Source organism: Microbacterium sp. IO18 (assembly GCF_049099505.1).
GTDB classification, from domain to species: domain Bacteria; phylum Actinomycetota; class Actinomycetes; order Actinomycetales; family Microbacteriaceae; genus Microbacterium; species Microbacterium aurugineum.
Genome location: NZ_JBMJAF010000001.1, coordinates 1,581,631 through 1,594,301, shown reverse-complemented (window position 1 = coordinate 1,594,301; position 12,671 = coordinate 1,581,631). Strand labels below are relative to the sequence as shown.

Sequence of the window (12,671 nt, the reverse complement as noted above, 5' to 3'; positions counted from 1 at the left end):
ATGAGCTGGACGATCACGCCCGCCCACATCGACGGGCTCGCTCGCGGTGCCGCGGTGCTCGGCACGGGAGGCGGAGGGGATCCGTACATCGGTGCCCTCCTCGCGCGTCAGGCCCTGACCTCCGGCGACGTCACGGTCGTCGGACTCGACGAGGTGCCCGACGATGCGCTCGTGCTGTTCGTCGCGATGATGGGCGCGCCGACCGTCATGGTCGAGAAGCTCCCCAGCCTCGCCGAGGTCATCGAACCGGTCAAAGCGCTCAGCGTCCACCTGGGCCGTCCGGTGACCCACATCGCGTGCGCGGAGGTGGGCGGAGTCAACTCCACCATCCCGATCGCCGCCGCGGCCGCACTCGGACTGCCGCTGGTCGATGCCGACGGCATGGGGCGCGCATTCCCGGAGCTGCAGATGGTGCTGCCGACGCTGTACGGCGTGACCGCATCGCCCCTCGCGTTCAGCGACGAGAAGGGCAACACGGGGGTGCTGCAGACGGCCGACAACTCGTGGACCGAACGCATCGCTCGCGTGGCCTGCGTCGAGATGGGCTGCTCGGTCATGATCTCCGGGTTCTCCATGTCCGGCTCGGCGGCGCGCGAGTCACTCGTCGCGGATTCGCTGTCCCGCTGCATCGAGATCGGGCAGCGCATCGCGACGGCACGCGAGGAGAAGTCCGATCCGGTCGACGCGGTCGTCCGGCTCCTCGGCGGACGCGAGCTGTTCGATGGGAAGGTCGTCGACGTGCACCGCGCCACCACCACGGGCTTCGCGCGTGGCCGTGCTCGCATCGACGGGGACGCCGACCGCTCGCTGACGCTGCAGTTCCAGAACGAGCACCTGGTGGCCGAAGCCGACGGCACGGTCCTGGCGACCACACCCGATCTGATCATGGTGCTCGACGGCGAGTCCGGTGAGCCGATCACGACCGAGGGACTGCGTTACGGACAGCGGGTCCGGGTGATCGCGGCTCCGGCCGATGAGCGCTGGCATTCGGACGCCGCCCTCGCGATGGTCGGCCCGGGGTACTTCGGGTACGACATGGCGGCCCACCGCTTCGACGGCAGCATCTCCACCGGAACCGTGTCGGCGGGAGCGACGGCATGAGCTGGCAGCTCACCGCGGCTGACCTTCCCGATCTCGCTCGCGGCGCGACCTTGCTCGGGACCGGTGGGGGCGGTGACCCGTACATCGGCAAGATGCTCGTCGAGCGCGTGCTGGGCGAGGGGAGCATCACGATCCTGGATCCGGACGAGCTCGCCGACGATCTGTTCGTGATCCCGACCGCCCAGATGGGTGCGCCCACCGTCATGGTCGAGAAGATCCCGGCCGGCACCGAGCCCACGCTCGCCCTGCGCACCCTCGAGGAGCACCTCGGACGCACGGCGGATGCCACGATGCCGATCGAGTGCGGCGGCATCAACTCGATGATCCCGCTCATCGTCGCGGCCGAGACGGGCTTGCCGGTGGTAGATGCCGACGGCATGGGCAGGGCGTTCCCCGAGCTGTCGATGGAGACCTTCGCCGTGTACGGCGTGCACGGATCGCCCCTCGCGCTCGCGGGAGAACGCGGCGAGAAGGTCGTGATCGACACGGGAGACGACGACCGGCAGATGGAGTGGCTCGCCCGCGGCATCACGATCCGTCTCGGCGGCGTCGGCCACATCGCCGAGTACGCGATGACCGGCGCGGACGTCCGGCGCACCGCCGTCCCGCGCACGATCTCGATGGCCCTCGCGCTGGGCCGCGCCATCCGTCTCGCCCGGGAGGAGCATCGTTCACCGTTCGAGGCGATCGCCTCGACCCTCGCGACGACGCTCTACCCGCACCTTCGGGAACTCTGCGTCGGCAAGGTCATCGACGTCGAGCGGCGCACGACCGAGGGGTTCGCCAAGGGGCGTGCGGTGATCGCACCGCTCGGCGCAGAGGAGGGTGCCACCTTCGAGATCTCGTTCCAGAACGAGAACCTCATCGCCCATCACGGGGAGACGCTCGTGGCCATCGTGCCCGACCTCATCTGCGTGGTCGATCACGAGACGGCCGAGCCCATCACCACCGAGGGACTCCGCTACGGGCAGCGCGTACGGGTGCTCGGCATCTCCACACCCGAGATGATGCGCACCCCCGAGGCGCTCGCCGCCTTCGGACCGTCCGCTTTCGGCCTCGCCGCGGACTTCGTCCCGGTCGAGACTCTGGCCGCGGGTGAGGACGTTTCTCCCTAGGCTGGAGCGCATGATGCTGCAGCGCGACGACCTCACGGCGCTCGCCCGCGGCTATTCGCTCCTCGGATCCGGCGGTGGCGGTTCGACGACCATGCTCGAGCTGATGCTCGCCGGGTCCGACCGGGAGCCGATCGAGATCTCCCCGATCTCCTCGCTGGACCCGCGGACACCCTGCCTGGGCGTCGCCTTCGTCGGTTCGACGATGCTGCTCGGCGAACGCCTTCCCGGCGCCGAGCCCTTCGCTCGTCTGCTGGCCGCGGTCGAACGGTGGATCGGTCATCCCGTTCCCGCGGTCTGCTCCCTCGAAGGCGGCGGGATGAACGGGCTCGCTCCGTTGACGCTGGCCGGGTCCCACCTCGTGGTGGACGCGGACTGCACCGGCCGCGCCGTTCCGGGGCTGGACCAGATGTCGCTGTTCGTCGACCGCGTTCCCGGACTCGTGTTCGCCTGCGACACCGGCGCCGGAGGGGTCGCCCTCGTCGAGGCGCACCGGGCGATCGACGCCGAGCGGGTCGTGCGCTCCGCGATCATCCAGGCGGGCGGCGTCGGCTGTGCGGTGCTCGGAGGCTTCACGGTCGGCGACCTCCACGAACACGCGATCGGGGGCCATCTGGCGCATGCACTCGAACTCGGCAGGGCCTACCTCGCATCGGCGGGCGCGCCCCTCCCGCTCCTGGCGGATGCCCTCGGTGGCGAGCTGCTGGCTGAAGGGCGTATCGTCTCGGTCGCCGCGTCGCCGCAGGATCCGCACGTGAACGCCGTCGAGATCAGCGGACTCGGCGGTGCCGTCCACCGTGTGGTGAGCCGATCGGAGACCCTCGCGGTGCTGACCGATGGGCTGCTCGTCGCGTCCGCCCCCACGATCATCGTGGTCGTCGATGCGGTGTCACGCGAGATCCTCGAGGTCACGGAACTGCGTCTGGCACGGAACGTCGCGGTCTTCTCCATCCCTGCGCCCGCCTGGTGGAATGCGCGGCCCGAGCGTCGCGCGAAAGTGCTGCCCTCCGCCTACGGCCTCGACGATCTGGATGCGGCGTGAGCGCGCGGCTGCCCGTGAGCGCGCTGCTCTCCCACACGGAGAACGGCGGCCTGCAGTGGGTCGCAGGACCACGCGATGCGGCGTGGGAGGAGGTGGCCGTCGGCGCGAGCGAAGCCGAACTCACGGAGAAGGGCGCCGAGCGGCTCGCGATCATCACCGCATCGGCCCCGACATCGACCTGGCAGCAGGACGCTCTGCTGCGCCGGCTGCGGGACCGGGGGTTCACCGGGCTCGCCGTGTCCGGGGCGGCGGACTTCGATGCGGGCGCGTTCCGCCTCGCGGATCGGATCGGCCTGTGCCTGCTCGACGTCCAGCGCCCCATCCAGCTCGCGAAGGCCTGTTGGATGCTGATCGAGGCGCGCGATGCGCTGACGCTCAGCCAGGTGCGCAAGGTCGCGCAGTCGTTCGAGTACGCCGCCGATGATCTCACCGATCTGCTCGGACACATCGCGGCGAACCTCGGTGTCGGTGCCGCACTGATCGACTCGTCCGGTGTCCTGCAGGAGGCGGGCGCGCATCTCGACGAGCGACTGCATGCGGCCATCGGCTTCGACTCGTGGCTCGACCGGGTGAGCGTCGGCGAGACGGCTGCGGCGTCGGTGCGGGTCGACAGCCCCGGACGCAGCGGTCTGAGGCTCGTGCTCTTCGGGCAGGGCCTCGGCGAGGCACAGGTGCAGTCGCTCTCGGTCGCGGCCGAGGTCGCGATGCCCGCCGTCGCGGCCCGCATCCTGATCGACGAGGTGGCGGCCGTGAATGACGTCGCCGTGTCGTCCGGGCTGCTGCGTGACTTCGTGGACCTGCACGGAGCGGCGGATGCCGATGTCCAGCGGCGGATGCTCGAGCGCGGCTGGCGCACGAGCGGTCATCATCTCGGTTTCCGGGTGGTGGCGAGAGGGCGGCTCGATTCGTTCTCGCTGCTGCGCTCCGTCAGTGCCGGACTCAGTGCGATCGACGCGGAGGCGCATGCCACGACAGCGGGTCGAGGACTGAGCGGGTGGCTGACGTTCCCGGACGCCCCCGATCCCGATCGCGTCGAGCGGGCCGTGGCCGCACTGCGTGAGCTCCACCTGGGTGTCCTACGGGACTTCACCGTCGCGACCGGCGTCGGATCCTTGCAGGCCGGATCCGAAGGACTCGCCACGACGCTGGACGAGGCGGGGGATGCGGCGCGGATCGCGGCGGCGCGGTCGGCGACCGGGTGGTTCGTGCGGGTGGACAGTCTCGGCCTGGAGCAGCTGCTGCTGGCGTGGACGGGGAACGACACGTTCGTGCCCGCCGCGGAATCCCTCCTCGCTCCGCTGCGGGAAGGGGGAGGCGAACTGCTCACCACTCTTTCCGCGTATCTCGATCACGAGTCGGGCATAGCGGCGACGGCGACGGCCCTCGGTCTGCACCGCAACACCATCGCCGTGCGGATCCGGCGCGTGCAGGAGCTGCTCGGGATCGACATGAACGACCCCGAGGCACGATTGGCGCTGCACCTGGCCTGTCGGGCTGTGCAGCCGCGCTGAGGCCGGGCGGGTTCAGTCCTCCGGATCGCCGTGCAGCATCCAGGGGATGCCGAAGCGGTCGACGAGCATCCCGAAGAGGCCACCCCACGGCGGCACATCGAGCGGCATCGTGATGGTCGCCCCTTCGGACAGCTTCTCCCAGACCTCGCGGGTGGTGTCCTGAGAGTTGCCGCTCAACGAGACCGAAAAACCCTGCGGCTTCTCGTACGGCATGCCGTCGGGGGAGTCGGAGCCCATCAGCACGAGTCCTCCCGGTGCATCCAGCTGTGCGTGCATGACGAGGTCCTTCTGGCTCGGATCCTGCACCATGTCGGGGAACTCTCCGAAGGTGTTGATCACGAGCTCCCCGCCGAGCACGCTCCGGTAGAACTCCATCGCCTCGCGGGCTTCGGTGCGGAAGGACAGATACGGATTGAGGTTCGCCATGATCGCTCCGGGGTGAGGTGGATGCATCGACCGCACGCTCAGTCTGCGCCGCCTCCGACCGGATCCGCAAGAGGACTCCTGCGCGCTCCGAGAACCCCGTGCCTCGGTGGAGCAGGTGCTCACCGCGCGGCGAGCCACTCCGTGAAGGTCTGGCGTCCGAGATCGGCGTCGGGACCGGGAAGTGCATCGCCGGCACGCATCCCCGCCATCTGCGGCCCGGGGACGTTGAGCGCCGGGATCCACCCTCGATACCCCTCCCGGCGGGCGAACGCCCGGATCATGGTGGAGAGCTGTTCCTCGCGCGGGCCGGCGAGGTCACGCGCCCGGCCCTGCGGCTCCGACGTCGCGAGGGCTGCGAGCCGGGCGCCGACCTCGGAGGCGGCCACGGGTTGGGTGCGGGCGTTCGGGGCGAGGTGCAGCGGCCCGAGTTTCGCCCGCGCGAACATCTGCCCCGCGAACTCGTGGAACTGTGTCGCCCGCAGAATCGTCCAGGGCACCCGTGAGGACGCGATCACCTTCTCCTGCGCGATCTTGCCTGCGTAGTAGTCGTAGGGGATGCGGTCGATACCCACGATCGACAGGAGCACGACGTGTCGGACCCCGGCCTCCTCGGCCGCGGAGACGAGGGTCCCGGTCGCGGCGGTGAAGAACTCGATCGCCGCGGCGGCCTTGAGCGTCTCGATGCTCGTGACGTCGATCACGACGTCGGCACCGTCCAGCGCGGCATCGAGTCCCCGGCCGGTCACCAGGTCCACCCCGTGCGAACGGCTGAGCACCACCGCGTCATGTCCGTCGGCCTCGATCGCGGCCACGGTCGGCCGACCGACCGTCCCGGTTCCTCCTGCGACGGCGATTCTCATGTGTGCTCCTTCTCTCTCGATTTCATCCTTCTCCTCTTTCGACGACGCAGACCACGGGAATGTGAGGCGACAGCCGAAAGACGGCAGCGGCGGGCGCCGAGTCGGGCCAGGATGGAGACGATGGATGATCTCGAGGTGATCGACGCCGAACGCCGCACCCTGCTCGCTCTCGCCTATCGTCTGCTCGGCACGGTCGCCGATGCGGAAGACGCGGTGCAGGAGACGTATGTGCGGTGGTATCGGATGAGCGTCGAGGAACGTGCACAGATCAGGAACCCCGCTGCGTGGCTGACCCGCGTCGCCGGACGCATCTGCTTGGACGCGCTGGGATCGGCGCGTGCACGTCGGGAGAGGTACGTCGGCCCCTGGTTGCCGGAGCCCGTTCCGCACGACTCGCTGCTCGCCGCCCGTCCGCACCCGGATCCGTTGGAGCGGATGACGCTCGACGAGTCGGTGGGGATGGCCCTGCTCGTCGTGCTGGAGTCGCTCACCCCCGCCGAGCGGGTCGCGTTCGTGCTGCACGACGTGTTCGGTGTCCCCTTCGCCGAGATCGCGGAGACGGTCGGTCGGAGCCCGGATGCGGTGCGCCAGCTCGCCTCGCAGGGTCGCCGGCGCGTGCGCGAACGCCGGGCGGTCGTAGCGTCGCGGGAACAGCACGATGTCGTGGCGAGAGCTTTCCTCGCCGCTGCGTCGACCGGAGAGCTGCAAGGTCTGATCGCACTGCTCGACCCCGACGTCGTGCTCGTCTCCGACGGAGGAGGGAAGAAGTCGGCTGCGCTGCGGCCGGTGGCGGGAGCGGACCGCGTGGCACGCTTCCTGCGGGGGATCGCGCAGCGCCATCCCGAGGCCGACGTCTCGCTCGTCGCGGCCCCCGATGGGCTCGTGATGCTCGCGACGATCGACGGCCGCGCGGATGCGGTCTTCTCCTTCGTCGTCCGCGAAGACCGCATCACGGAAGTCTTCGCCGTGCGCAATCCCGACAAACTCAGCCAATGGCCGTGAGACCTCACTCGGTACGATGACGAGCGTGACCACCCCGACCGTGCGCCCCGGCATCGCCGAACGGCTTTCGCAGATGATCCGGATCCCGACGGTCTCGGCGGAGCTCGATGAGCGCGGACCTGCCCCCTTCGAGGAGTTCGTCGCGCTGATCGCCGAACTGTACCCCTTGACGCACCGGGACTTGCGGCTGGAACGGCACACCGACTTCGGTCTCCTGTTCCACTGGGCGGGCAACGGCGCGGCGGGCCGAGACCCTCTCGTGCTGATGGCGCACTACGACGTCGTCCCCGTCGACGAGAGCGACGCGTGGACGTATCCGCCGTTCGCGGGAACCATCGCCGACGGTTCGGTGTACGGCCGAGGCGCCCTGGACGACAAGGGCCCGCTGCTCGTCGTGCTCGAAGCCGTGGAGAATCTGCTCGCGGACGGCTTCGTCCCGTCCCGCGACGTGTACCTCTCGTTCGGCGGCAACGAGGAGACCTACGGGAAGGCGGCGGAGGAGATCGCACGCGTGCTGCGCGCACGCGGCGTGATGCCGTGGCTCGTCCTCGACGAAGGCGGCGCCGTCGTCGATGCGCCGCTGCCCTTCGTCCCCGGTCGAGCGGCGATGATCGGCGTGGGGGAGAAGGGCGTGATGACCCTCCGGTTGACGGCACGGGGCGAGGGTGGTCATGCGTCGGCACCGCCGTCGCTCACCGCGGTCCGACGCGTCGCGAGAGCCGTCGACCGGCTCGGACCCGCGACCTTCAGACCTCGTGCCTCGAAAGCGATCCTGCGGATGCTGTCGCAACTGGCGACACGCACCCCGGGGCCGGCCCGCCACCTGCTGAGCTTCTTGGGGTCGATGCCGCTGGTGACCGCGCAGGTCTTCGCCGCGCTCGGGGGTGAACCCGCCGCTCTCGTCCGCACGACCGTGGCTCCGACCATGCAGTCGGGCGGCACGGCGGCGAACGTGCTGCCCTCGCAGGCGTCCGCCACCCTCAACCTCCGCATCGCGCTGGGGGAGACCACCCAGCAGACGGTCTTCCGGGTACGGCGGCGCATCCGCGATCCGCTCGTCTCCGTCGAGGTCGTCGAAGCGGGGGAGCCCTCGCCGGAGTCGCCCACCGACAACGCGCAGTTCGCGCTGCTCGCAGCCGCGTTGGGCGTCTCTCATCCCGGAGTCCCCGCCGTGCCCTATGTGATGATGGCCGCCACCGACTCCCGGCACTTCCATCGCTTCTCGCCCGCCGTCTACCGCTTCGCGCCCTTGGACATGTCGAATGCCCAGCGGGCGTCGATCCATGGCGTCGACGAGAGCGTCGAGATCGTCGCCCTGGAGCGCGGGGAGCGATTCCATCGGGCACTTCTCGAACGACTAGGGTGATCTCACCCCGCCTCCTGCCGACGCAGGAGCATCCGAACGAGAAGCAGGAGACGCGATGACGCGCACCCGCACACTGGGCACCCTCGCCGTCGTCGTCGGCTTCCTCGCCTTCGTCGAGTTCACGAGCGGTGTGCTGCAGGGGTATTACACGCCCATGCTGACGGACATCGCCCGTCATCTCGGGGTCCATGATGCCGACGTGAACTGGCTCGAGGGCACGCAGCTGATGCTCTCAGCCCTCGTCGTCCCGGCGTTCGCGAAGCTCGGCGACATGGTCGGCCACAAGCGGATGCTGCTGATCTCCACCGCGGTCACCGGCTCGGCCGCCCTGGTGCTGCCGTTCACGGACTCCTTCGGCGTGTTCCTCGCCGCCTGGGCGCTGATGGGGTTCTACGTCGTCTGGCTCCCGCTGGAGATCGCCCTCATCTGGTCGCGGTCGCGGCGGATGGAGGGTCGCTCCTCGATCACGGCCAAGGCGGCGGGACTCCTGGTCGCGGCGCTCGAAGGCGGCGCGATCATCGGCGCCCTCGTCGGCGGTGCACTCATCGACGTCCTGCCGCTCACCGTGGTCCTGCTGGTGCCCGCCGTGCTGATCGTGGTGTGCTTCTTCGTGATCCTGCTCGGGGTCAAGGAGTCTCCGGAGCCCGCGGGCGGCGTCTTCGACACGGTCGGTCTCGTGCTGATCTCGCTCGCACTCGTCTGCTTCACCGGGGGTCTCAGTCTGCTTCGTCTCGAGGGCGGACTGGAGAACCCCTGGTCGTGGGGTGTGGTGGTCCTGGGTGTACTGCTGGTGGTTCCGTTCGTGTTGTGGGAGCTGCGGTGCGAAGACCCCCTCATCGATGTGCGCATGTTCCGCTCGCCCGCGCTCGGCCCGGTGTTCCTGACGGCAGGGCTCTTCGGGGTGAGTGTCCTCGGCGCGCAGGCACCGCTGTCGACGTTCGCGCGCACCGACCCCGCGGTCTACGGCTACGGTCTCGGGACCAGCGGATTCGCGACCTCGCTGATCATCGGCGTCTACCTCGTCGCCATGATCACGGGTGCCCTGCTGTTCCCGTCGTTCGCCCGCTGGATCACCCCACGCCTGACGCTGATGGGGGCATCGGTGCTCGTGGGACTCGGCTTTCTGCTCTTCCTGCCGTTCCACGACACCTACACGCAGGTCATCGTGAACATGGTCGTCGTCGGACTCGGCTCAGGCGCCCTGGTGGCCGCGCTCCCTGCCGCCGCGGCCTCGGCAGCACCGGCGTCGCAGACCGGCGTCGCGACGGGCCTCACGAACTCCGTCAAGACCGTCGGCGGGGCGATCGCCTCGTGTGTGTTCGGCATCGCGCTGCTGCACGGCGTCGCGACCACGGCGGGGGCGACCGAGGGGACCGCGGGGTCGCTCGCCGGCTACTTCACCGTGTGGATCGTGTGCGGCGCCACCGCTCTCGCCGCAGCCGTGATCCTCGTGTTCGTCCCGAAGACCGCGTTCACCGACCGGGCTGCCGATGCGGAGGTCGTCTCGGCACTCTGACGTCACTCGCGCAGATCGAGTGCCCGGGCGATCGCCGTCCAGGCGTCGGCGCCGAGGGCCGCACCGGCGGATGGTGTGCCGCCCCGACCCATGGTCACACCGCCGTGGACGCCGGTCTCGCCGGGAAGGGTGATGCGGTGTCCGGCCTCGGGGTGGGTGACGACGGTCGTCTCTCTGGCGTGCAACGAGCGGCGACGCTGGATCTCGGCCGCAAATCGGTCGCTCGGCCAGACACGGTCGTCTCCGCCGGCGACGAGGATGACCGGACCGGTGATGTCCTCGACACGGATCACCGCGCGGCTGGGATCGGGATCGCGGGCGAGGCTGGATTCGTAGAGCGATCGATACTCCGGCGGTTCGGTTGTCGGGGACCACGACGGATCGAACCCCACGGAGGGAAGCGGAGTGCCACGAAGGCTCCAGTGCGACGACCAGTTGCCGTCGACGACGCCCGACCAGACGACGGACGACGGCGCGACCGCGACGGTGGCGTCGACCGGGTGCAGCGACGCGGTGACGAGTGCCGCTTCTGCTCCGAACGACGTGCCGAAGATCGCGACGCGATCCGCATCACGGCGGAGCAGATCCAACTGGTCGATGAAGATCTCGATCGGTACCTCGTGCGGAGCGGGGCGCTGGCCCGTGCCGCCGAACCAGCGGATGGCGCGGACCCGAGCCCCGTGCCGCGCGAGCAGGTCGGCCCGCTGAGCCTCCACACGTCCGCTGGATCCGGCGAGGAGCAGGACCGCGGTGCCGCAGGGGGCCTCCGGAAAGGCATCGTGCCGGTCGGCGGGGTCGACCGAGGTGCGGGGAAGCTTCGTCGTCATCACTCGCGATCGAGCCCGAACGTGCGCTTCACGATGGCCTGGACGTCGCGGTCGAGGGCATCGATGCGGGTGTTCACGGTGTCGAATCGGGCATTCATCTCGGTGCGCAGACCGCCGAGCTGTCCGTTCATCTCGGTGCGCAGACCGCCGATCTGTCCGTTCATCTCGGTGCGCAGGCCAGCGATCTCGCTGCGAACGATCCGGACGAACAGGGTCGAGACGACCGTGAGGGTGCTGAACATCAGCACGGTGAACGATCCGATCATGGTCCAGATCTGTGCGTCATTCATGAATCCCACTCCGTCATCGTCGCATCGATCCGGCAAGCTTGCCAGAGTGCGGGAGACGAAGATATCGGCTACTCACGAACGGCGAACAACTGGTTTGCATGTCGTTCGGTGGAGGAAAGGTCAGTCCCCGCCCTGGGGGGGGTGTGCAGGAACTCGATCCGGATGCCGTCGGCATCTTCGACGGAGGCGAGGTGCTGCCACCCGACCGGGCGGTGGGGTTCCCACCGCCCGGTCCTGTTCAGTCGCCCTTCACGTTGACGATCTGCCGCAGCGTGTGCCGGATCGATACGAGGCTCGCGGCATCCGCCATCACCTGGTCGATCGGCTTGTACGCCTGCGGGATCTCATCGATGAAGGCATCCGTGTCGCGGAACTCGATTCCCGTCATCGCTGCCCGCAGCTGCTCGTGGGTGAAGGTCCGCCGTGCTGCCGACCGGGAGTACTCCCGCCCGGCACCGTGCGGAGAGGAGTTCAGCGACTGCGGGTCGCCGAGCCCCTCGACCACGTACGAGGCGGTGCCCATCGACCCGGGGATCAGTCCTGGTCGGCCGGCGTCCGCCTGGATGGCACCCTTCCGCGACACCCACACCTGCGTGCCGTAGTGCTTCTCCGACTCCGTGAAGTTGTGGTGGCAGTTGATGCGCTCCTGCTCGTCGACCGCGGTGCCGAGGAATTCCGAGACCTGGCGCATGACGCGGTCCATCATCTCCTCCCGGTTCAGCAGGGCGAAGTGCTGGGCCCACCGCAGTTCCCGGATGTAGCGGGTGAACTCCGCGGTCCCCTCGACCAGGTAGGCCAGGTCGGGGTCGGGGAGGTCGATCCACCACTGCTTCGCCAGCCGCTGGGCGACACCGATGTGGTGTCCGGCGATCTTGTTGCCGACGCCTCGCGATCCCGAGTGCAGGAACAGCCAGACCCGGTCGAGTTCGTCGACCGACACCTCGATGAAGTGGTTGCCTGAACCGAGCGTCCCCAGCTGCAGCCGCCAGTTCCCGGCGTACTGAGCGGGATCGAAGCCGCCCTTCTCGGCGAGCTGCTCGAGCTCGGCGATGCGCGGTTCGGCGGTGGCCACGACCTTGCGGTTGTAGCGTCCGGCCGACAGGGGGATGGCACGTTCGATCTGCTCCCGGAGTCCTGCGAGGTCATGACCTGCGAGGTCGTTCCCGGTGAACTGGGTGCGAACGGCGATCATGCCGCAGCCGATGTCGACGCCGACGGCCGCGGGGATGATCGCGCCGAGCGTCGGGATGACCGAGCCGACCGTCGCCCCCTTGCCGAGGTGGGCATCCGGCATCAGTGCCAGGTGCGGGTGGATGAACGGCATGCGAGCCGTGGTGTGCGCCTGAGCGAGTGTCTTCTCGTCGATCAGTGACGCCCACGACAGCAGCCGTGCGGAGAGCCTCTCCATGATTCCTTTCCTTGTGGTGGTTTCCGGCCACAGGTCAGGGGTCTTCCACGGAAAACGCCCCGGACCTGACGGTACGGGGCGTTGTGAGAGCGGGTGCTGTCACACGGCGCGTGCCGGAGGGTATGACTCGTAGCGGTCATTGCGCTTCTGCTGAAGCTGCAACACCGCTGCGATGGGGAGGTTCCGCTGCGCGGTCATCCGTCGACTCCT

The 12,671-nt window shown here is 69.2% G+C and carries 12 protein-coding genes; 7 read left to right on the top strand and 5 right to left on the bottom strand.

Features of this window, described 5'->3' with window-relative positions; genetic code table 11:
• Genes ACLF6J_RS07705 through ACLF6J_RS07690 form a run of 4 tightly spaced genes read left to right on the top strand, consistent with a single transcriptional unit; the run spans position 1 to position 4,766 of the window.
• Positions 1-1,101: a DUF917 domain-containing protein gene (locus ACLF6J_RS07705; RefSeq protein WP_134352996.1), complete on the top strand. Its 1,101-nt coding sequence runs from the start codon at positions 1-3 to the stop codon at positions 1,099-1,101.
• A complete protein-coding gene (locus ACLF6J_RS07700) occupies positions 1,098-2,216 on the top strand; it encodes a DUF917 domain-containing protein (protein ID WP_047520508.1) in 1,119 nt (372 codons plus the stop codon). The genes ACLF6J_RS07705 and ACLF6J_RS07700 overlap by 4 nt, the downstream gene beginning before the upstream one ends.
• 10 nt (positions 2,217-2,226) lie before the next feature.
• A complete protein-coding gene (locus tag ACLF6J_RS07695) occupies positions 2,227-3,255 on the top strand; it encodes a DUF917 family protein (RefSeq protein ID WP_134352997.1) in 1,029 nt (342 codons plus the stop codon).
• A complete protein-coding gene (locus ACLF6J_RS07690; protein ID WP_134352999.1) occupies positions 3,252-4,766 on the top strand; it encodes a PucR family transcriptional regulator in 1,515 nt (504 codons plus the stop codon). The genes ACLF6J_RS07695 and ACLF6J_RS07690 overlap by 4 nt, the downstream gene beginning before the upstream one ends.
• 12 nt (positions 4,767-4,778) lie before the next feature.
• Here ACLF6J_RS07690 and ACLF6J_RS07685 read toward each other — a convergent pair whose 3' ends face one another.
• Together ACLF6J_RS07685 and ACLF6J_RS07680 are read right to left on the bottom strand one after the other, a co-directional pair.
• Positions 4,779-5,219 carry a VOC family protein gene (locus ACLF6J_RS07685; RefSeq protein WP_331283714.1) on the bottom strand — a complete coding sequence of 147 codons (441 nt, stop codon included), beginning with the start codon at positions 5,217-5,219 and terminating at the stop codon, positions 4,779-4,781.
• A 92-nt stretch (positions 5,220-5,311) separates the two neighbouring features.
• On the bottom strand, positions 5,312-6,052 hold the full coding sequence (locus ACLF6J_RS07680) for an SDR family oxidoreductase (protein ID WP_131491734.1): 741 nt from the start codon (positions 6,050-6,052) through the stop codon (positions 5,312-5,314).
• A 120-nt stretch (positions 6,053-6,172) separates the two neighbouring features.
• Between ACLF6J_RS07680 and sigJ the strand changes: the two genes are divergently transcribed.
• From sigJ to ACLF6J_RS07665, 3 genes are read left to right on the top strand one after another with little or no spacing between them, the layout of a single operon-like run.
• Positions 6,173-7,054 (top strand): RNA polymerase sigma factor SigJ, encoded by an 882-nt coding sequence (sigJ, locus tag ACLF6J_RS07675; protein WP_134353001.1) that lies wholly within the window; start codon positions 6,173-6,175, stop codon positions 7,052-7,054.
• A 25-nt stretch (positions 7,055-7,079) separates the two neighbouring features.
• Complete coding sequence (locus ACLF6J_RS07670) at positions 7,080-8,420, top strand: M20/M25/M40 family metallo-hydrolase (protein WP_134353003.1); 1,341 nt, start codon at positions 7,080-7,082, stop codon at positions 8,418-8,420.
• Between the two features lie 55 nt (positions 8,421-8,475).
• On the top strand, positions 8,476-9,936 hold the full coding sequence (locus tag ACLF6J_RS07665; protein WP_134353004.1) for an MFS transporter: 1,461 nt from the start codon (positions 8,476-8,478) through the stop codon (positions 9,934-9,936).
• 2 nt (positions 9,937-9,938) lie between these two features.
• Here the strand turns inward: ACLF6J_RS07665 and ACLF6J_RS07660 are convergent, their stop codons facing one another.
• The 3 genes from ACLF6J_RS07660 to ACLF6J_RS07650 form a co-directional block, all read right to left on the bottom strand.
• On the bottom strand, positions 9,939-10,763 hold the full coding sequence (locus ACLF6J_RS07660; RefSeq protein WP_134353006.1) for an acyl-CoA thioester hydrolase/BAAT C-terminal domain-containing protein: 825 nt from the start codon (positions 10,761-10,763) through the stop codon (positions 9,939-9,941).
• On the bottom strand, positions 10,763-11,053 hold the full coding sequence (locus ACLF6J_RS07655; protein ID WP_244093596.1) for a hypothetical protein: 291 nt from the start codon (positions 11,051-11,053) through the stop codon (positions 10,763-10,765). The genes ACLF6J_RS07660 and ACLF6J_RS07655 overlap by 1 nt, the downstream gene beginning before the upstream one ends.
• A 238-nt stretch (positions 11,054-11,291) precedes the next feature.
• Positions 11,292-12,461: an RtcB family protein gene (locus tag ACLF6J_RS07650; RefSeq protein ID WP_134353009.1), complete on the bottom strand. Its 1,170-nt coding sequence runs from the start codon at positions 12,459-12,461 to the stop codon at positions 11,292-11,294.
• Positions 12,462-12,671: the final 210 nt, after the last annotated feature.